Origin of the sequence: Bradyrhizobium ivorense, assembly GCF_900696085.1 — a bacterium.
Lineage (GTDB): Bacteria > Pseudomonadota > Alphaproteobacteria > Rhizobiales > Xanthobacteraceae > Bradyrhizobium > Bradyrhizobium ivorense.
In genome coordinates, this window is sequence record NZ_CAADFC020000029.1 from 109,068 (window position 1) to 128,941 (window position 19,874).

20 protein-coding genes are annotated in these 19,874 nt (G+C 65.6%); 13 read left to right on the forward strand and 7 right to left on the reverse strand.

Annotated elements, in window-relative coordinates; genetic code table 11:
- Positions 1-221 precede the first annotated feature (221 nt).
- Positions 222-1,877, reverse strand: a complete 1,656-nt coding sequence (locus CI41S_RS35465; RefSeq protein WP_139863652.1) for a flavin-containing monooxygenase — start codon at positions 1,875-1,877, stop codon at positions 222-224.
- Positions 1,878-2,098: 221 nt separating this feature from the next.
- Here CI41S_RS35465 and CI41S_RS35470 point away from each other — a divergent pair, with 221 nt between their 5' ends.
- Positions 2,099-2,614, forward strand: a complete 516-nt coding sequence (locus tag CI41S_RS35470; protein ID WP_139863653.1) for a mismatch-specific DNA-glycosylase — start codon at positions 2,099-2,101, stop codon at positions 2,612-2,614.
- 135 nt (positions 2,615-2,749) lie between these two features.
- On the opposite strand, the gene CI41S_RS35475 is transcribed toward CI41S_RS35470, so the two are convergent.
- Positions 2,750-3,184 (reverse strand): hypothetical protein, encoded by a 435-nt coding sequence (locus CI41S_RS35475; RefSeq protein WP_139485697.1) that lies wholly within the window; start codon positions 3,182-3,184, stop codon positions 2,750-2,752.
- A 211-nt stretch (positions 3,185-3,395) separates the two neighbouring features.
- Between CI41S_RS35475 and CI41S_RS35480 the strand changes: the two genes are divergently transcribed.
- Positions 3,396-3,779: a RidA family protein gene (locus CI41S_RS35480; protein ID WP_139485696.1), complete on the forward strand. Its 384-nt coding sequence runs from the start codon at positions 3,396-3,398 to the stop codon at positions 3,777-3,779.
- Between the two features lie 307 nt (positions 3,780-4,086).
- Here CI41S_RS35480 and CI41S_RS35485 read toward each other — a convergent pair whose 3' ends face one another.
- A complete protein-coding gene (locus CI41S_RS35485) occupies positions 4,087-4,596 on the reverse strand; it encodes a DUF2380 domain-containing protein (protein ID WP_139863654.1) in 510 nt (169 codons plus the stop codon).
- A gap of 501 nt (positions 4,597-5,097) precedes the next feature.
- A complete protein-coding gene (locus CI41S_RS35490; protein ID WP_139863655.1) occupies positions 5,098-5,862 on the reverse strand; it encodes an SOS response-associated peptidase in 765 nt (254 codons plus the stop codon).
- Positions 5,863-5,924: 62 nt separating this feature from the next.
- Between CI41S_RS35490 and CI41S_RS35495 the strand changes: the two genes are divergently transcribed.
- The 5 genes from CI41S_RS35495 (at position 5,925) to CI41S_RS35515 (ending at position 8,388) form a co-directional block, all read left to right on the forward strand.
- A complete protein-coding gene (locus CI41S_RS35495) occupies positions 5,925-6,425 on the forward strand; it encodes a hypothetical protein (protein WP_139863656.1) in 501 nt (166 codons plus the stop codon).
- Positions 6,426-6,446: 21 nt separating this feature from the next.
- Entirely contained in the window at positions 6,447-6,866 is a 420-nt protein-coding gene (locus CI41S_RS35500; protein WP_139863657.1) for an NUDIX hydrolase, read from the forward strand.
- A 74-nt stretch (positions 6,867-6,940) separates the two neighbouring features.
- Positions 6,941-7,318 (forward strand): TIGR02301 family protein, encoded by a 378-nt coding sequence (locus CI41S_RS35505; RefSeq protein WP_139485691.1) that lies wholly within the window; start codon positions 6,941-6,943, stop codon positions 7,316-7,318.
- Positions 7,308-7,964 (forward strand): HAD family hydrolase, encoded by a 657-nt coding sequence (locus tag CI41S_RS35510; protein ID WP_139863658.1) that lies wholly within the window; start codon positions 7,308-7,310, stop codon positions 7,962-7,964. The genes CI41S_RS35505 and CI41S_RS35510 overlap by 11 nt, the downstream gene beginning before the upstream one ends.
- A 157-nt stretch (positions 7,965-8,121) precedes the next feature.
- A complete protein-coding gene (locus tag CI41S_RS35515; RefSeq protein WP_139485689.1) occupies positions 8,122-8,388 on the forward strand; it encodes a hypothetical protein in 267 nt (88 codons plus the stop codon).
- Between the two features lie 13 nt (positions 8,389-8,401).
- Here the strand turns inward: CI41S_RS35515 and CI41S_RS35520 are convergent, their stop codons facing one another.
- The gene (locus CI41S_RS35520; protein ID WP_139863659.1) at positions 8,402-9,736 is read right to left on the reverse strand and encodes a dihydroorotase; all 1,335 of its coding nucleotides are present in this window, start codon (positions 9,734-9,736) and stop codon (positions 8,402-8,404) included.
- Positions 9,737-9,864: 128 nt separating this feature from the next.
- Between CI41S_RS35520 and ygfZ the strand changes: the two genes are divergently transcribed.
- The 3 genes from ygfZ to CI41S_RS35535 are packed head-to-tail and all read left to right on the forward strand — an operon-like array spanning position 9,865 to position 11,974.
- Entirely contained in the window at positions 9,865-10,746 is an 882-nt protein-coding gene (gene ygfZ / locus CI41S_RS35525; RefSeq protein ID WP_139863660.1) for a CAF17-like 4Fe-4S cluster assembly/insertion protein YgfZ, read from the forward strand.
- Positions 10,743-11,369: a DNA-3-methyladenine glycosylase I gene (locus CI41S_RS35530; protein WP_139863661.1), complete on the forward strand. Its 627-nt coding sequence runs from the start codon at positions 10,743-10,745 to the stop codon at positions 11,367-11,369. The genes ygfZ and CI41S_RS35530 overlap by 4 nt, the downstream gene beginning before the upstream one ends.
- Positions 11,366-11,974, forward strand: a complete 609-nt coding sequence (locus tag CI41S_RS35535; protein WP_139863662.1) for a YfbR-like 5'-deoxynucleotidase — start codon at positions 11,366-11,368, stop codon at positions 11,972-11,974. The genes CI41S_RS35530 and CI41S_RS35535 overlap by 4 nt, the downstream gene beginning before the upstream one ends.
- Before the next feature lie 177 nt (positions 11,975-12,151).
- Here the strand turns inward: CI41S_RS35535 and CI41S_RS35540 are convergent, their stop codons facing one another.
- Entirely contained in the window at positions 12,152-13,294 is a 1,143-nt protein-coding gene (locus tag CI41S_RS35540; RefSeq protein ID WP_139863663.1) for an ISNCY family transposase, read from the reverse strand.
- Positions 13,295-13,993: 699 nt separating this feature from the next.
- On the opposite strand from CI41S_RS35540, the gene CI41S_RS35545 reads away from it, so the two are divergent.
- The gene (locus CI41S_RS35545; protein WP_139863664.1) at positions 13,994-14,209 is read left to right on the forward strand and encodes a hypothetical protein; all 216 of its coding nucleotides are present in this window, start codon (positions 13,994-13,996) and stop codon (positions 14,207-14,209) included.
- A 6-nt stretch (positions 14,210-14,215) separates the two neighbouring features.
- Here CI41S_RS35545 and ilvD read toward each other — a convergent pair whose 3' ends face one another.
- Positions 14,216-16,063: a dihydroxy-acid dehydratase gene (gene ilvD, locus CI41S_RS35550; protein ID WP_139863665.1), complete on the reverse strand. Its 1,848-nt coding sequence runs from the start codon at positions 16,061-16,063 to the stop codon at positions 14,216-14,218.
- 718 nt (positions 16,064-16,781) lie between these two features.
- On the opposite strand from ilvD, the gene CI41S_RS35555 reads away from it, so the two are divergent.
- On the forward strand, positions 16,782-19,094 hold the full coding sequence (locus CI41S_RS35555) for a bifunctional salicylyl-CoA 5-hydroxylase/oxidoreductase (RefSeq protein WP_139863666.1): 2,313 nt from the start codon (positions 16,782-16,784) through the stop codon (positions 19,092-19,094).
- On the forward strand, positions 19,091-19,870 hold the full coding sequence (locus tag CI41S_RS35560; protein ID WP_139863667.1) for an SDR family NAD(P)-dependent oxidoreductase: 780 nt from the start codon (positions 19,091-19,093) through the stop codon (positions 19,868-19,870). Before CI41S_RS35555 ends, CI41S_RS35560 begins: the two co-directional genes overlap by 4 nt.
- The last annotated feature ends 4 nt before the right edge of the window (positions 19,871-19,874 follow it).

Consider the following 19,874-nt stretch of genomic DNA (forward strand, 5'->3'; position numbering starts at 1 on the left):
TGGAAATTAGCCGATCGCCCGGAGGCCAAATCGTGGCGGATATCGCCGCGCGTTGAGAAGAGCCCCCGTTTTCAACAGACCAGCAAGCGAGGTCCGGGTGAGCAAAGTGCGTAGCCGGGTTAGCCAACGGGTCCGCGCTTGGCGTGGCCCGATGACAGGCTCCGGCGTGCCCACCGATTTGGCCGACGAAAGAATGGCGGGTTATGCCTCGCTAATCCGACCTACGAAGCCGCCGCCTGTACGCCAGCTTCTGCCTCTGCCCCAAACTCAATCTCCTCATACCCCTTCGCCGCGACCTCGTTGATGATGCCCAGAAACTTCGGCGTGCCGCCGTTGTAGACGAAGTAGCGCACGGTGCCCTCCTCGTGCCCCGCCACGTTCGAGTTGTAGCCGGTGAACCAGGACTTGGCTTTGCGCATCAGCATGATCTCGTACATTTTGGCGACATGCGCGGTCCAGCGCTGCTGCGCATCCAGCGTTGCCTCGGCGCGCGTGTAGCCGCGGTCCCACATGAATTTCAGCAGGTTGGTGCACCAGCCGACGCCGTTCTCGATGCCGCGCGGAAAGTTGGTCGAGGCGGAGGCGCTTTGCGGGCCGGTCGGCATCAGCAAATTCGGGAAGCCGTGGACCAGCATGCCGAGGAAGGTGGACGGCGCCTGCTTCCATTTGTCGGCGAGCTTTTCGCCACCGATGCCAGTGATGTCGATCAGGTCGTAGGCGCCGGTGATGGCGTCGAAGCCGGTGGCGTAGACGATGATGTCGAAATCGTAGTCGCGCGCCGTGGTGCGCAGGCCGGTCTCGGTGACGCGGACCAGCGGCGTCTCGCTGAGATCGACGAGGTGCACGTTATCGCGGTTGTAGGCCTCGAAGTAGTTCGTCTCCAGCGGCAGGCGCTGCACGCCAAAACCGTGATCTCGCGGGATCAGCTTTTCGGCGACCTTCGGATCGTTCACGCGGCCGCGAATGCGGTCCGCGATATACGCCGACAGCTCGGCATTGGCGGCTTCGTCCATGAAGATTTCGCGAAAGTTCGCGAGCCAGATGCCGAAGCCGGGCTCGTCGTAGAGCCTGTCCCACAGCGCGAGGCGCTCCTCGCGGCTCACCTCGTAGAATCCGCGGCTCTGCGGCCCATGGACAAAGCTGCCCGGCGTCAGCGCGCAGGCGGCAAAGATCTCGTCATAGCGGGCGCGGATGTCGGCCATCTCCGCCTCCGAGATCGCGCTGTTGTTGAGCGGCGCGCTCCAGTTCGGCCGGCGCTGGAACACCGTGAGCTCGCCGACCTTGTCAGCGATCTCGCCGATCACCTGAATGCCGGTGGCGCCGGTGCCGATCACCGCGACCTTCTTGCCGGTGAGATCGACCGGTTCGTGCGGCCAGTAATAGGTGTGGAACGACCGGCCCTTGAAGTCGTCGATCCCAGGCACGCGCGGCATGGTCGGCGCCGAGAGCAGCCCGATCGCCAGCACCACGAAGCGGCAGGTCAGCTCGCGGCCGTCACTGAGCGTGAGGTGCCAGAGATCGCGCGTCTCGTCGAAGCGCATCGCGTCGACCTTGCAATTGAACTGCATGTGCCGTCGCAGATCGAATTTGTCGGCGACATAATTGAGGTAGCGCAGGTTCTCGGGCTGGCCGGAAAAACGCTCCTTCCAGTGCCACTCGTCGAGCAGCTCGCGCGAGAACGAAAAACCGTAGGTGTAGCTTTCGGAATCGAAGCGGCAACCGGGATAGCGATTCCAGTACCAGGTGCCGCCGAGATCGGGCGCGCCTTCCAGCACGGTGGCATCGATGCCGAGATCGACCAGCCGCTTGATCTGGTAGATGCCGGCGACGCCGGCGCCGACCACGATCACCTCGTAATGGGTTTTTGCTTCGCCCATCGGTTCCTGCTCCGGAATTCTTGCCTGGTTGACGCGATTACAGACCGTTTTGCCTGATCAGGCAACCGCAGGATCGACGACGCAGCTTGCGTTGAGGCGCTGCCTGCGCGACATCGATCCCTGCAACTCAACGGCGCGTAGCCCGGATGAGCGCAGCGACATCCGGGGCCTCTCCCCGCATATCGCTGCGCTCATGCGGGCTATCAACACCATTCCTCAAAATGCCGGACGATCTTCCCCACCGCCTCCCCGACCAGCTCCGCGCCAACCTCCGCCTCGTGTTCGTTGGCACCGCGGCCAGCACGCGCTCGGCCAAGCTCGGGCATTACTACGCGCATCCCGGCAATCGGTTCTGGCGGGCGCTGCATGAGGCCGGCATCACGCCGCGGCGCTATCGGCCGGATGAGTTTGCCGCGCTGCTCGCGCTCGGCATCGGCTTCACCGACCTTTCCAAGACCGGCGCCGGGATGGATCGTGAGATTGCGCGGCCGTCGTTCGACGTGATCGGCTTTCGCGCGAAGATCGAGACGTTCCGGCCGAAGACCATCGCCTTCACCAGCAAGAAGGCCGCGAGCCTGTTCTATCAGCGGCCGACCAGCGCGCTCGCGCTCGGCCGGCAGCCGACACTCACCGGCTTTCCCGCTGTGTTCGTGCTGCCGTCGCCATCGGGCGCGGCGTCCGGACATTGGACGTTGCAGCCGTGGCGGGAGCTCGCGGAGTGGATCGCGCCGATGTAGCCCGGATGGAGCGAAGCGCAATCCGGGAATCGCTTCCGCGGAGACACGGCCCCGGATTTCGCTTCACTCCATCCGGGCTACATGCTCCTTCGCCGTCACGCTCGCGGTGGGTTGCGAGACGATGCGCTGGCGCCACTATTCCTTCAACGTGATCGCAAGTCCGCTGAGGTCGAAGTTCGCCATCAGGCCGACCTGCTTGCCGCCCAGCTCCAAAATTGCGCCGTTCGGGTTGGTCAGCACGATGCCGCGGATCCCGGCGCCGAAGGCAACGCCGGCGCCCGCAGCGGCGTAGACGCCGGCGATGTCCTGGGCGCGGCGGATGTTGCGCACCCGCCCCTGCAGCGTGGTCTGGGAGCCGCCGAACACGAGGCCGTAGTCGAGCCCGCCCGCCGTCAGCCCGTAGGTCTTGCCGTGGAAGGTCATTACGCCCTTGCCGGCGGAGCCGCCGAACACCCAGCCGCCCTTGAAGATGACGAGCGTCACGGCTCCTTCGTCGGCCAGCGCGGCGGACGATCCGGTGAGCAGCGCCAGTGCGAGCAGCACGGCGCGGGCGGCGGACGGAAATTTCATGGGGTATTCTCCAGACGGCAAATCGAGTCGCGCCAATCTAGCCGATGGGCGGCACCGTTGATGTGTCCGCAAAAGCACACAGAGTTGAGCTTGTAGCTGACGCCGCGGAGCCTATCATCGGGGCGGGCCAAAATTTCGCTTTGACGCGTTTTCATCACGCGAGCCGGCATCCACGTCGCGTGAAAGCGCTCTGAACACAGAATGGTGATCCATGTCGATCCAGCACTTCCCTCCCCCGCCCGGCGTCAAGGCGCCGCCGCTCTCGTTCGGCGCCCGCGTCGGCGACCTGCTGTTCATCTCCGGCATTCCCGGCTTCGACGCCAACCGCGGGCTGCCCGACAGCTTCGAGGCGCAGTTCGCCAATGTCGTGACCAATTTCAAGCGCGTGCTCGGTGAGGCCGGCGCGACGATGCGCGACCTCGTCAAGGTCAATGTGCTGCTGACCCGCGCGTCCGACGTCGCCACGATGAACGTGCTGTACGCCGGCGCGTTCGGCCCGGCACCCTATCCCGCCCGCACCACCTGCGTCGTGGTGGCGCTGCCCGATCCGAAAATGCTGATCGAGATCGAGGGCGTGGCACAGGTGAAGGGGTGAACGCGCCGCTCGTCATTGCGTGATGGAGCCACCGCTGGAAGGGCTCCCTCTCCCCTTGCGGGAGAGGGTTGGGGAGAGGGGTGGCCCCGGGCGAGATGCGGGAATTGGATTCTGTTACATCAACGAGCATCGCGCTCGTCGAGAGCACGATGTCACCGCGTTCCACTGACAGCGGAGCAAGCGGCCACCCCTCTCCCCAACCCTCCCCCGCAAGGGGGAGGGAGCCCAACCGGTGTGCTCACCTGACCTGATGTCGTTATCGCAGGGTGGATGAAGGCGTTTCAGCGCCGTGCACACGCCATTAAACTCACGGCCGCGGCAGCGCTTCGCGCAGCGTGGCGCTGACGAAGCCGGCGGCGCGGCGGAAGGCTTCGTCGGTGTCGCCGCGGAAGGTTACGGTCCGCTGCAGCAGCAGTTTGTTGTCCTTGATGTCGACGAGCTGGACCTCGCCCCATTGCACCAGCGTGCTCATCTTGCGGATGCCACCATAGACGACGAACTGCGCGCCGGACTGCCGCGCCGCGGCAGCGAAATCATCCGCCGGCATGCTTCCGGCCGTGCAAGGATGCTGCGCGCAGGCGACCGGCTGCACGCGATAGTCGCCGCTCCCGCCGAGGTCGCGGCGCAGATGCTCGCCGAAGGCGGTGACCAATGCTGTGTGCTTGGCCACCTGGTCGTTCGGCTCGCCCGAGGTATCGACATAGTCGAAATCCGCAATCGCAACGGCAACCGGCGATGCCGGCCATGTCGTGGCCGGACACAGGCACAGCGCCAGCACGGCGCAGAGCGTTTGCAACGAGGCGACTGTCCGGCGCATGAGGTTTCTCCCGAATGACTGCTTGAGCACGCGGCCTGGCGCAAGGCGACCACAGAACGGCCGCGCCCACAATCGCCAAGATCGGCCGCGCCAGCAAAATCCGACGCCGGCTGCAACTGGAGAGGGCAGAACGAGAAGCAAAGCTCGGGCAAATCATGTCGCGAGAACGCGAAGGTGCGTCCCCACCCACAACTGTCATCGCCCGGCTCGACCGGGCGATCCAGTACGCCGCGGCCCATCGGCTCAATCACCGCGGTCTCTGGAATACGGGATCACTCGCGTGCGCGGGTGATGACATCGCGTTAGTTGTTTGACACTGGAATCAAACTATCCCCGTCATCCTGAGGTGCTCGTCCAGCAGCGCAATCGCGCTGCTGGACGAGCCTCGAAGGATGAATCGGCCCGGCTGGAGGCCGTCGATCCTTCGAGGCTCGCCGAAGAGGCGAGCACCTCAGGATGACGGGTTGAACAGCGGCGCAACACACTCACTGTCGTCTCGGGCTAGAACAACGAGCCCTGCCCGTCATCCTCGTCGCGCACCGGCGGCTTGCGTGGCGCGGCCTTCTTCGGCGGCGGCGCCTCTTCGGCGGCGATCTCCTCCGCGGTCATCGGCAGCGTCAGTTGCGCGTCGTCATTGGCAAAGCTGTTGACGCGCGTCGTCACCTGGTGCCAGGCGAATTCGCCGACCTCGGGCCCTTTCAGCAGCGGCATCACGTCGTCGACGTCGTTGGGCAGGCAGTCGAGCCAGCGCGCAAAATCCTCGAGGCGGATCGTCACCGGCACGCGCGGATGCAGCGCTGCGAGATCGCGGCTCGCCGGCGCGGTGACGATCGCGACCGTGTCCTGCTCCTCGCCGTTCGGCCCCATCCAGGTCTCGGCGAGCGCGGCAAACGCCACCGGCGCGCCGTCGCGGCGATGGATGAAGAACGGACGCTTGCGGCCGCCGGCGTCCTGCCATTCGTAATAGCCGTCGGCCGGGACCAGCGCGCGGCGGCGCTTGATCGCGTTCTTGAACGCGGGCTTCTCGCGCACCGTCTCGGAGCGTGCATTGATCAGCAGCGAGAAGGTGCGCGGGTCCTTGACCCAGGACGGGATCAGGCCCCAGCGCATCAATTGAAAATGCCGCCCGCCATTCTGCAACAGCACCACGGGGATCGGCTGGGTCGGCGCAACATTATACCGCGGCGGAAAATTCGGCTGCTCGATGTAGCCAAAAATTTCCCGCAAGGCCGCCGGTGGCGAGGTGATCACAAAGCGTCCGCACATATCTGGTCCAGAGTGGTATCCGTTTATTCCGCTTTAACCCCAACCGTTAAAGAGTGCGACCGATGACCTCAACGGCCGCCATAGCGGGCTCCTCCCCGCGAAAGACGTATCCCGACGAGGCGCGGGCCGCGCAACTGCGCGCCGCCAACATCAACCCGCGCACCGGGCTTGCGACCGACTACCTCAATCACTTCAACGAAGCCATCATGCTGCTGGAGATGGTCCCGGACATGCCGGAATGCGCCAGCGATTTCCTGGAATGGACGCCGCTGTCCTATGCCGAGCATTTCACGGCCTCCGGCTTTCGGGCGCGCGATCTCGCGATCGAGGCCTACGAGACGGCCGACGTGAACATTCGTGCTGAGTTCGACCAGCTCACCGACAGCATGACGCGGATCCTGACCGAGGTCGGCGCGGCGATGCGGCAGGTGCAGCAGGACAAGAGCCGGGTCGCGCTCGCCGAGCAGGCCATCGTCTGGGTCAAGCCGCTGGTGATGCAGACCGCCGGCGTGATCAACGGCGCGGCCGAGGCCGATGTCGACAGCATCATGGCGGGCCCCTGATTTGTCGGGCATGATGGCGCCGTGACCTCTTCCGAACCCCCGATCCGCCCGCAGTTGGCCGTCTCCGGCGTGATCTTTCGCGACGGCAAGGTGCTCTTGGTGCGCCGCGCCCGCTCGCCCGGAAAGGGTTTTTACTCGCTGCCCGGCGGCCGGGTCGAGTTCGGTGAATCCCTGCACACCGCCCTGCACCGCGAGGTCGACGAGGAGACCGGCCTCCGGATCGAAATCGTGGGGCTGGCCGGCTGGCGCGAGGTGCTGCCGAGCGGCGCCGGCGGCGGGCACTATGTGATCATGTCGTTTGCGGCGCGCTGGGCGTCCCGGGAACCGGTGCTGAACGACGAGCACGACGATTTCAAGTGGCTGGCGCCCGAGGAGATCGGCGACCTCAAGGTCACCGGCGGGCTCCATGAGGTTATCGCGGCCGCCAGAGCGCTGGTTTGAGGGGGATTCCGGGTCTTCCCCGCCTTGCCTCGGGCGCATTGCGGGGGCATACCACGGGCATCCCGGAACCCCTGATGCGCCACGCTTTTCTCGCCGTTCTGATCCTGCTGTCGACTTCACTCGCCGCGCCGTCCCGGGCGCAGGACGCCCCTGCGCCGTTCGACGGCGACCTGCAGCGGCTGGCCGAGATCCTCGGCACCCTGCATTACCTGCGGGGCATCTGTGGCTCCAACGAGGGCGCCAAATGGCGCAACGAGATGCAGGCGCTGATCGACGCCGAAACCCCCTCCGGCGACCGCCGCGCCCGCATGATCGCGGGCTTCAACCGCGGCTATAACGGGTTCCAGCAGACCTACCGGACCTGCACCCCGGCCGCAGCGGTGGCGATCCGCCGCTACATCGAGGAGGGCTCGAAAATCTCCCGCGACCTGACGGCCCGCTATGCCAACTGACGGCGCGATCTTCTTCGACCTCGACGGCACGCTGACCGACCCGAAACCCGGCATCACGGGCTCGATCCAATATGCGCTGGAGAAGCTCGGCCGCAAGGTTCCGACGCAGGACGAGCTGACCTGGTGCATCGGGCCGCCGCTGCGTGCGAGCTTTGCCATGCTGCTCGGCGGCGAGGAATATGCCGACCGCGCCATCGAATTGTACCGCGAGCGGTTCGGCACCGTCGGGCTGTTCGAGAACAGCGTCTATCCTGATATCGCCGAGGTGCTGGCCGCGCTGCGCGCAACGCCGCGGCGCATGTTCGTGGCGACCTCTAAGCCGCACGTGTTCGCGACGCGGATCATCGCGCATTTCGGGCTGTCGGAGCATTTCGACCATGTGTTCGGCTCCGAGCTCGACGGCACCCGGGTCAACAAGGTCGAGCTGCTGGCCTACGCGCTGGAACAGACCGGGGCCGATCCGGCCTCTGCCGTGATGATCGGCGACCGCAGCCACGACGTGATCGGCGCGAAGCGCAACGGCATCCGCGCGGTCGGCGTCACCTACGGCTATGGCAGCGCCGAGGAGCTGCGCGAGGCCGGCGCGAGCCAGCTCTGCGCCACCCCGCGCGCGGTGCTGCACCATATCCACAGCTCAAGGGGCTGATGGACGGCAAGATATCGGGATTTCCCCTTTAAATGCCCAAGGGGCCGTTAACCTTTCCTAAAGATATGGCTAGGCGGTACCCACATGCGTGGTAAGTCTCAAATGCGACGTGCCGCGGTTCGCATCCGTACCGTGTGTCCCATTTTGATGAAGTTTCATGCGCCATCCAGCGAGCTTTACTCTCCACCAAGACCCACGGCCCGACCACGAGCAGAAGCAGGCCGCACTGAGTTACCTCAACCAGGCCTGGGCGGAAGCACGTCTTGATGGCGTCGATGGCGACTGCCTGGCGCAGGCGAGCCTGTTTGCTGCGCTGGCCGAGCTCGTCTCCACCTATGGCGAGGACGCGGTGGCGAAGTACGCCGAGGGCCTTGCCGCGCGCGTGCGCAACGGCGAGTTCTCGCTGACGCTGGCGCGGCAGTAACCAGCCAAAAGCGCTACGGCTTCAGCGTCTCGAGGAAGCGGACCGGCTCGCCCGTCGACGGCGTCGCGAGCTCGCCCTGCCACATCACCCTTTTGCCGCGCACGAAGGTGCCGACCGGCCAGCCCTGCACGCGCACGCCGTCATAGGGCGTCCAGCCCGCGCGCGAGGCGATCCATTGGTTGGTGATGGTCTCGCCGCGCTTCAGATCGACGACGGTGAAGTCGGCGTCATAGCCCGCCGCGATGCGGCCCTTGCAGGCGATGTTGAACAGCCGCGCCGGCCCCGCGCTGGTGAGGTCCACCAGCCGCGCCAGCGACAGCCGGCCGGCGTTGACGTGGTCGAGCATCAAGGGCACCAGCGTCTGCACGCCGGTCATGCCCGACGGCGAGGCTGGATAGGCCTTGGCCTTCTCCTCCAGCGTGTGCGGCGCGTGATCGGAGCCGAGCACGTCGATGATTCCCTGCTCGATGCCGTACCAGATGCCGGCGCGATGATCGGCCGAGCGCACCGGCGGGTTCATCTGGGCCAGCGTGCCGAGCCGCTCGTAGCATTCCGGCGCCGCCATGGTCAGGTGATGCGGCGTCGCCTCGCAGGAGGCGACGTCCTTGTGGTCGCGCAGGTAGAGGATCTCTTCCTTGGTCGAGATGTGCAGCACGTGGATGCGCTTGCCGGTCTCGCGCGCGAGATTGACCAGGCGCTCGGTCGCCATCAGCGCCGCGGTCTCGTCGCGCCACACCGGATGCGAGCGCGGGTCGTTCTCGATCCGCAGCGGCTTGCGCTCGTTGAGGCGGTGTTCGTCCTCGGCGTGAAACGCGGCGCGGCGCCGGATCACCTGGAAGATCCGCCGCAGGCTCTCATCGTCCTCGACCAAGAGTGCGCCGGTGGAAGAGCCGATGAACACTTTGACGCCGGCGCAGCCCGGCGCGCGCTCGAGCTCCGGCAGGTCCTGCACGTTCTCGCGGGTGCCGCCGATGAAGAACGCGAAATCGCAATGCATGCGATGGCGGCCGCGCTTGACCTTGTCGGTGAACGCGGCTTCGGTGACCGTCAGCGGGTTGGTGTTCGGCATCTCGAACACCGCGGTGACGCCGCCCATCACCGCGCTGCGCGAGCCGGTCTCGAGGTCTTCCTTCTGCGTCAGCCCAGGCTCGCGGAAATGCACCTGGGTGTCCATCACGCCGGGCAGGATGTGCAGGCCCTTGCAGTCGATCACCTCGCCGGCCGAGGCCTGGCCGAGCGATCCAATCGCGGCGATGCGGCCACCCTTGATGCCGATATCGCGGACGCCCTCGCCGTCCTGATTGACCACGGTGCCGGATTTTAGAATGCTGTCGAAATGCTGATTCATCGGTCCTCGGCGCCCGCCTTCCGCTATCGCGCGGGCCTTGTTCGGCGCACTCTAGCGCCTTAGCTTGGCAGGGGATATCCGCAGCCTTTGCGTTTCCCAAGGAACTTGAAAAAAGAGCCACTTTTGCGATGAAAGCAGCGTTTCTTCCGGATCGGGGCGTGGTCAAGGTCGCAGGCGACGACGCCCGCAACTTCCTCAACGGCCTCATCACAACCGACATCGCCGAGCTGCGCCCCGGGCTCGGCAAGTTCGGCGCCCTGCTGACGCCGCAGGGCAAGATCATCGCCGACTTCCTGATCACCGAGGCGCCGGCCGGCCATGGCGGCGGCTTCCTGATCGATGCGCCGCGCGCGCTCGCAAAGGGCCTCGCCGACAAGCTCGGCTTCTACAAGCTGCGCGCCAAGGTCACGGTCGAAAACCTCTCGGACAGCATGGGCGTGCTGGCGGCCTGGGACGGCGAGCCGGCGACGACGCCCGATCTCGGCTTCGCCGATCCGCGCAATCCGGCGCTGGGCTGGCGCATCCTGGTCCCCGAGGAGCAAACGCAGGCGGTCGCCGAACTGATCGGCGCCGATCTCGTCGACAGCAGCGCCTATGAGGCGCATCGCATCGCGACCGGCGTGCCGCGCGGCGGGCTCGATTTCATGTATGGCGATGCCTTCCCGCACGAGACCAACATGGATCGCCTCAACGGCGTCGATTTCGACAAGGGCTGCTATGTCGGCCAGGAGGTCGTATCGCGCATGCAGCACCGCGGCACGGCGCGCACCCGCACCGTGAAGATCATCCTCGACGGCCCGTCGCCGGAAGCTGGTGCTGCCATCCTTGCCGGCGACAAGCAGGTCGGCACCATCGGCTCGACCGCGGGCGAGAAGGGCCTCGCGCTGGTCCGCATCGATCGTGTCGCCGACGCGCTCGACGCCAGCCAGCCGCTCACCGCGGGCGGGCTGCCACTTCGCCTCGCCGAACCTGATGTCGTCCGCACTCCGCCCAAACAGAACATCGCATGAGCCGCACTGCCAAACTGCATCCCGACGGCAAGACACGCTGCCCTTGGCCGGGCGAAGACCCGTTCTACATCGCCTATCACGACACCGAATGGGGCGTGCCCGAGTATGACGACCGCGCGCTCTACGAGAAGCTGATCCTCGACGGCTTCCAGGCCGGCCTGTCCTGGATCACGATCCTGCGCAAGCGCGAGAATTTCCGCAAAGCATTCGACGACTTCCAGCCCGAGAAGATCGCACGCTACACCGACAAGAAGGTGCATGCGCTGATGAACGACGCCGGCATCGTGCGCAACCGCGCCAAGATCGAAGGCACGGTGGCGAGCGCAAGATCGTATCTGGAGATCATGGAGAAGGGTCCCGGCTTCTCTAAATTCCTGTGGGACTTCGTCGACGGCAAGCCCAAGGTCAATCAGTTCAAGACCACCGCGAGCGTGCCGGCCTCGACGCCGGTCTCGATCAAGATCTCCAAGGAGCTCGGCGCGCGCGGCTTCAAGTTCGTCGGCCCGACCATCGTTTACGCCTTCATGCAGGCGACCGGCATGGTCAACGATCACCTCGTCACCTGCTACTGTCACGCGACCTGCGGCGGCAAGCCTCGCGTACCGCGGCTCAAGGCGAAATGACCGCGCGCAGATCGGCGGAAACCACCCGCGCCTGGCAGCGGATGTTGTCCGGGCGCCGGCTCGACCTGCTCGATCCGTCGCCGCTCGACATCGAGATCGTCGACATCGCGCATGGGCTGGCGCGGGTCGCGCGCTGGAACGGACAGACCTCCGGCGCGCATATCTTCTCGGTGGCGCAGCATACGCTGCTGGTCGAAGCCGTGATGCGCCAGCAGACGCCGCGCGTCGACACGCGGTTTCGTCTGGCTGCACTGCTGCACGACGCGCCGGAATACGTCATCGGCGACATGATCTCGCCGTTCAAGGCGGTGCTCGGCGGCGACTACAAGGTGGTGGAGAAGCGCCTGCTGTCGGCGATCCATGTCCGCTTCGGCCTGCCCGCGGTGCTGGCGGACGAGATTACGCAGCAGATCAAGGCCGCCGACCGCGGCGCGGCCTATCTCGAGGCGACGCATCTTGCGGGGTTTTCCCGGACCGAAGCAAAGCGGCTGTTCGGCCGCGATCCCGGGCTGCCGGAGGCGACCGAGCGCGATTATCTGACGCCGTGGACTGCGGCGAGGGCCGAGAAGCAGTTCCTCGAGCGCTTCAACGCACTGCACGCGTAGCAGCGCAGCATTGTCGTTTCGCAGGGTGCGCACCCGCGTCGCTGTCGATAGCTAATTAAGTTGGCCGGTTTTGGTAGCACATTAAATGTCCGCTTCGTCTGCTTTTGTTCTCCTGTGGGCGGGGTGGGCAAGTCGCAGACTTGTCCATGCCGTCCACAGGCTCGCCGCCGAGCGGATTTAAGCGGCAATCGGTATGTCCATGGCCGCGCCGCTGCGGTCATAGCGACCGAGACAACGCGGGCCGTGGAAGATGGCGTGGGTGCCGTCGTGGTATTGCCGGACCTTGACCCGCGCCTTGACGAAATGCGCGCGCAAAGGACTCGCCGGGATCTGCAACTTCAAACGGTTGAACGACACGCAATTGTCGTTGCCGACCTGCCTCTCCTCCTGCACGCAAAGAATCTCGCCGAGATCGATACCCGCAATCGCGACGAAAGCGCTGCCGTCCTGCTCGGGCTTGATGGCAAAACGGGCGTTGTGGGCCGGCAGATAGACCTCGCGAATAAATAGATTGGCGGCCTCCACCGTGGCGATCCCGGCCAATGCCAGCTCCTTGGTCAGCCGGTCTTGCAGCGTCTGAAAGACACGCTCGGAACGGCCCCGCGCTTGCGGCGAATAGGCCGCGATATGTTCGATACCCAGATGCGCCAGCGCCCGGCCGACCTGGGTCGGCGCCGCGCGATCGACCGCGCCGCCGGCCGTCGCCGTCTGAAAGTAATGCGAGCCCCGATCGGTGTAGAGGCTCAATGGCAGGCCATGCCGGCCAAACACTTCCTCCAGCGCGCGGAAGGTCGAGGCGGTACCTTCTTCCTCCACCAGGAACGCCGAATAGATTGCGCTCGTCGCGTCATCCAGGGTCACGATCAGATCGAGCATCGGCTGCCCTGCGAGCCATTGATGCCGCGATCCGTCCTGATGCAGCAGCATCCCTGGTAACGGCCGGCGCGGACGCTTGCGCCGGTGTGCGCCGCGGCGGCGGGCCTTCTTCACAAGCCCCTTCGACTGCAGGAAGGTCTTGGTCCAGGTGTAGCTCCAGCTGAAGCGATGATCCTTCACCAGGTGCTCGTGAAAATGCTTCGCCGTGAAGCCGGCGTAGCGCGTGCGATAAAGCGCTTCCACCTCGTCCGCGCGGTCAATCGGAACCCGTCGGCCGGAAACCTTGCCGAGCCGACGGTCCAGCAATCCCGCCTCGCCGTCCTCTTCGTAGCGCTGACACCAGCGCCGAAACGTCCGTTCACCGACACCCAACAGCTCCGCTGCTTCCAACTGGTTGAACTCCAAAGCCTCGTACCGGCCTAAAATGTCCAGAAACTTGATCATGCGCACACCCTGAAGGGCTTCCGTCCGGCGCATCACATGCCCCTCCAAAGGGCACGAAAATTACCGGACAGATCGTGTGCTACATAAACCGGACATATCGTGTGCTACCGACACGTTCGACCGGGCGGCTTGACACGTCGGGCAACTCACCGGTATTATTCCAATATTCCGAAATTTAGTTCGGGTGTGAAGGTGAGAGTGTGCCGGTTGGCACCCCTCTCCCTAACCCTCTCCCGCAAGGGGAGAGGGAACCCTACCGCTGGTGCGTCCCTTAGTTGGAAGCCGGAGAGGCGCAGGCGCTCCCAAAACGCCGGAGAAAATCTGCGTCGCCGCGGCCGCGATCTCAGCAATAAATCCACTGCCAGACCGCCGCTCCCCAACACGCCCGTTGTTATTTCCCGCGGCATGTCGACGGCTTTGCCCGCTGCCGCCATGTTCCCTGCGTGCCCGGCCGTTCCCGGCACGGAAGGAACCCACCATGCGACAGGTCCAGTCATTGCTCCGCAACGCGCCCGCCAAGATCGGCCGCCGGCTGGCGCAGATCGTCGCGATTGCGGCAGCCAGCCTGCCGCTGGCCGGCGCCTAGTTGTCCCCGCTGCGAACAGCTGCATGCGGCGGCGTTCGAATTAACTCACCCTCATCCCGCGTCAGTGCTATCGTATGAGCCCCGGGCTCTGCCGGTTCAGCAGGGAGGGTTCCATGTCACGCTTCGTCGTCCACTTCATGAAGGACGTGCTCGGCGGCAACGGCCGCCAGCGCGAGGTCTGTCAGGGCCTGCTCGAGATCGATGCCTCGAGCGAAGGCCAGGCCACCGAGATGGCCAAGCTCAAATTTTGCCAGGAACAATCGCTGTGCGACTGGTCGCTGCACGCCGACCGCATCCGGATCGAGGCGGCCGACCTGCATGTGACCTGACGTCAATTACTCCTCGGGCAGGATGCGCACCGCGCCCTTGGCGGCGCTGCTGGCGAACGCCGCGTAGGCCTTCAGCGCGGTCGAGACCGCGCGCTTGCGCGGCGCGGCCGGCTTCCACGCGGCCTTGCCCTTGGCGAGCATCGCTTCGCGGCGGCGCTTCAGTTCGGCGTCGTCGACCTTGAGGTTGACCTTGCGGTTCGGGATGTCGAACTCGATGATGTCGCCTTCCTCCACCAGGCCGATCAGGCCGCCTTCGGCGGCTTCCGGCGAGACGTGGCCGATCGACAGGCCCGACGAGCCGCCGGAGAAGCGGCCGTCGGTGATCAGCGCGCAGGCCTTTCCGAGCCCCTTCGACTTCAGATAGCTGGTCGGATACAGCATCTCCTGCATGCCGGGGCCGCCGCGCGGTCCTTCGTAGCGGATCAGCACGACGTCGCCGGCCTTCACCTTGTTGCCGAGAATGGCGTCGACCGATGCGTCCTGGCTCTCGAAGATGCGGGCCGGGCCGGAGAATTTCAAAATGCTCTCGTCGACGCCGGCGGTCTTCACGATGCAGCCGTCTTCCGCCAGATTGCCGAACAGCACGGCGAGGCCGCCGTCCTTGGAATAGGCGTGCGCGGCGTCGCGGATGCAGCCCTTGGCGCGGTCGAGATCGACCTCATCGAAGCGGCGATCCTGGCTGAAGGCTTCCTGGGTCGGCACGCCGCCGGGCGCGGCGCGGTAGAAGCCGCGCACCTTGTCGCTCGTGGTCCGCACCACGTCCCAGCGGTTCAGCGCATCGTCGAGCGTCGCGCTGTGCACGGTCGGGCCGTCGGTGGTGAGCAGTTTGGCGCGGTCGAGCTCGCCGAGGATCGCCATGATGCCGCCGGCGTGGTGCACGTCCTCCATGTGGACGTCCTGCACCGAGGGCGCGACCTTGCACAGCACCGGCACCTTGCGCGAGAGACGGTCGATGTCGGCCATCGTGAACGGCACCTCGCCCTCGCGCGCGGCGGCGAGCAGATGCAGTACAGTGTTGGTCGAACCGCCCATCGCGATGTCGAGCGTCATCGCGTTCTCGAACGACTTGAAGCTCGCGATATTGCGCGGCAGCACCTTGGCGTCGTCCTGCTCGTAGTAGCGGCGGGCGAGGTCGACGATCAGGTGGCCGGCCTCGACGAACAGGCTCTTGCGGTCGGCATGGGTCGCCAGCACCGAGCCGTTGCCGGGCAGCGCAAGCCCGAGCGCCTCGGTCAGGCAGTTCATTGAATTCGCGGTGAACATGCCGGAGCAGGAGCCGCAGGTCGGGCAGGCCGAGCGCTCGATCACTTCGACCTCTTCGTCGGTCACGTTGGAATCCGCCGCCGCCACCATGGCGTCGATCAAGTCGACCGCGCGCTTCTTGCCCTTGAGCTGGATCTTGCCCGACTCCATCGGGCCGCCCGAGACGAACACGGTCGGGATGTTGAGGCGCAAGGTCGCCATCAGCATGCCGGGGGTGATCTTGTCGCAGTTGGAGATGCAGACCATCGCGTCGGCGCAATGCGCATTGACCATGTATTCGACGCTGTCGGCGATCAATTCGCGCGAGGGCAGGCTGTAGAGCATGCCGTCATGACCCATCGCGATGCCGTCGTCGACCGCGATGGTGTTGAACTCCTTCGCCACGCCGCCGGCCTTCTCGATCTCGCGCGCCACGAGCTGACCGAGATTCTGCAGATGGACGTGGCCGGGCACGAACTGCGTGAAGGAATTGACCACCGCGATGATCGGCTTGCCAAAATCCTCGTTCTTCATGCCGGTGGCGCGCCAGAGGCCGCGAGCACCCGCCATGTTGCGGCCGTGCGTGGTGGTGCGGGAGCGATAGGCGGGCATGGTAAATCCTTGGGGTCTGTGCGCTTTTTTAAGGGAGGCGGCGTTCCTTATGCCCGCCCGGGGCCGGGGATTCAAGCGTGGAACCGACATGGCTGAGCCCCGCTCCGCATCCCGCCCACGCCGTCATCGCCCGGCCTGTGCGCAATTGCGCACATGGACCGGGCGATCCAGTACGCCGTGGCCCATCAGCTCAACAACCACCGTCTCTGGAATACTGGATCACCCGCTTTCGCGGGTGATGACACCGAACTGGCTGGTTGAAATGTGAATCAGACCAGCACCAACCCCGTCATCCTGAGAGAATGTGAAGCTTTGCCCTCATCTACCGTTGTCATCGCCCGGCTTGACCGGGCGATCCAGTACGCCGCGGCCTTTCGCTTCTATCACCGGCGTCTCTGGAATACTGGATCACCCGGTCAAGCCGGGTGATGACACCGAGCAAGCTGAGCAAACCCTCCCCGTCATCCTGAGGTGCGAGCCTTGCAGCGCAATGCGCTGCGGGGCGAGCCTCGAAGGATGAATCGGCCCGGCTGGTGGCCGTCGATCCTTCGAGGCTCGCCGAAGAGGCTCGCACCTCAGGATGACGGGGCAGCGCATGCCCAGGGACGACGGTGGAGGAAGAGCCGGCGCCCCTTGACAATTATTTTAAGTATAAAATAATATCCCGCATCGGCACGCTGGAGGTCACTGCCCAGCCGCCGCCCAACGGGAGAGCGCCATGCGCATCGTTTGCATTGGAGGCGGGCCGGCCGGGCTCTATTTCGGCATCCTGATGAAGATGCTGGACCCCGCGCATCAGATCTCCGTGGTCGAGCGCAACCGGCCCTACGACACGTTCGGGTTCGGCGTGGTGTTTTCCGATGCCACCATGGACAACATGCGCAAATGGGACCCGAAGACCGCCGATATCATCGAGCAGGCCTTCAACCATTGGGACGACATCGAGGTCCTGATCAAGGGCCGCCGCATGCGCACCACCGGCCATGGCTTCGTCGGCATCGGCCGCAAGCGGCTGCTCAACATCCTGCAGGCGCGCGCCGAGGAGCTCGGCGTCGAGCTGATCTTCGAGCGCGAGGTGAATTCCGATCTCGAGTTCCCGGATGCCGACCTGATCGTGGCCTCCGACGGCGTCAACTCGAAGCTTCGCGTCAAATACGCGAAGGAATTCCAGCCCGACATGCAGATGCGGCCGAACCGCTACATCTGGCTCGGTACCAAGCGTCCGTTCGACGCCTTCACCTTCGATTTCCGCAAGACCGAGCACGGCTGGTTCCAGGCCCACATCTACAAGTTCGAGGAGGGCGCGGCGACCTTCATCATCGAGACCACCGAGGAGGCCTATCTCGCCCACGGTCTCGACAAGATGGAGCAGGATGCCTCGATCGCATTCTGCGAGAACGTGTTCGCCGAAATCCTCGAGGGCCATCACCTGGTCTCCAACGCGCGCCATCTGCGCGGCTCGGCCTGGCTGTCGTTCCCGCGGCTGATCTGCGGCAAGTGGACCGCGTTTAACGGCAACAGCCATGTCGTGCTGATGGGCGATGCCGCGCACACCGCGCATTTCGCGATCGGCTCGGGCACTAAGCTCGCGTTGGAAGACGCAATCGAGCTGACCAACCAGTTCAAGATCCATGGCGCCACGCGGGAGAACATCCCCGCGGTGCTCGCCGCCTACGAAGAACTGCGCCGGGTCGACGTGGCGCGGATCCAGAACGCGGCGCGCAATGCGATGGAATGGTTCGAGGTGGTCGGCTCGCGCTATGCCGACACGCTGGAGCCAGAGCAGTTCATGTATTCGCTGCTGACCCGCTCGCAGCGCATCAGCCACGAGAATTTGCGGCTGCGTGACAAGACCTGGCTCGAAGGCTATGAGCGCTGGTTCGCCGAGCAGAGCGGCGTGCCCGCGACCAACGACCGCGTCACGCCGCCGATGCTGACGCCGTTTCAGATCCGCGGCCTCTCGCTCAGCAACCGCATCATCGTCTCGCCGATGGCGATGTATTCCGCCGAGGAGGGCGTGCCGAACGATTTCCATCTGGTGCATTTCGGCTCCCGCGCGCTCGGCGGCGCCGGGCTGTTGTTCACCGAGATGACCTGCGTGTCGCCGGAGGCGCGGATCACGCCCGGCTGTTGCGGGCTGTGGAACGACGAGCAGGCCGCCGCCTACAAGCGCATCGTCGACTTCGTGCACCGCAATTCGCAGGCGCGGATCGGCATCCAGCTCGGCCATGCCGGCCGCAAGGGCTCGACCCGCGTCGCGTGGGAGGGCATGGACGAGCGGCTGCCGGACGGCAACTGGCCGCTGGTCTCGGCGTCGGCGGTGCCCTATCTGCCGGACGGCCAGTTGCCGGAGCCGATGACCCGCGCCGAGATGGACGAGGTGCGGGATCAATTCGTGGCCGCCGCAAAACGCGGCGCGAGCGCCGGCTTCGACATCCTGGAACTGCACTGCGCCCACGGCTATCTGCTGTCGAGTTTTCTCTCACCGCTGACCAACCGCCGCAGCGACGAATATGGCGGATCGATCGAAAACCGCGCGCGTTATCCGCTGGAAGTGTTCCGCGCCATCCGCGCGGTGTGGCCGGAGGAGAAACCGATGTCGGTGCGTCTGTCCTGTCACGACTGGGCCGAGGGCGGCAACACGCCCGAGGACGCGCTGGCCTTCGCAAGACTGTTCAAGGAGGTCGGTGCCGATCTGGTCGACTGCTCGTCGGGTCAGGTCTGGGCCGACGACCATCCGGTCTATGGCCGGCTCTACCAGACGCCGTTCGCCGACAAGATCCGCAACGAGCTCGGCATCGCGACGATCGCGGTCGGCGCGATCTCGGAGGCCGATCATGCCAACTCGATCATCGCCGCCGGCCGCGCAGATCTCTGCGCCATCGCCCGGCCGCATCTCGCCGATCCTGCCTGGACCTTGCACGAGGCGGCGAAGATCGGCGTGAAGTCGATCGCCTGGCCGAAGCAGTATCTGTCGGGCAAGCCGCAATACGAGGCCAACCTCGAACGCGCCGCCGGAGCAAAATCATGACGCGGTTCTGGCTCAACGCTCACGCCCTCGTCACCGGCGCCGGCTCCGGCATCGGCGCGGCGACCGCGATTGCACTGGCAAAAGCCGGCGTCCGCGTCAGCCTCGCCGGACGCCGCATCGAGACCTTGCAGGCGACTGCCGCGTCGCTCGGTGATCACGCCGGCGCCGTCGTCGCGATCGATGTCACCGACGCTGCCGCGGTGACCAAGGGGATCGCGCAGATCGAGGCGGCCGCGGGTTCGATCGACATTCTCGTCAACAATGCCGGCAAGGCCGGCAGCGCGCCGTTCGACAAGACGGATGCGGCGCTGTGGGCGGACATGCTGGCGAGCAACCTCTCCAGCGTGTTCCTGGTGACGCAGGCCGTGCTCCCGGGCATGGCGCAGCGCGGCCGTGGGCGCGTGATCAACGTCGCCTCGACCGCGGGCCTTACCGGCTACGCCTATGTCTCGGCCTATGTCGCGGCGAAGCACGGCGTCGTCGGCCTGACGCGGTCGCTGGCGCTGGAATATGCGCGGCGCGGCGTCACCGTGAACGCGGTCTGCCCAGGCTACACCGACACGCCGCTGGTCGCGGAGGCGGCAGCCAACATCGTCGCCAAGACCGGCCGCAGCGAAGCGGAAGCACGCGCCGCACTGGCAAAGGTCAATCCGATGCAGCGGCTGGTGACGCCGGAGGAGGTGGCCGACGCCGTCCTCTGGCTGGCATCGGAAGGCGCCGCATCGATCAACGGACAAGCCGTCGCGATTGCCGGCGGCGAAGTCTTTACCGGGTGAAGGA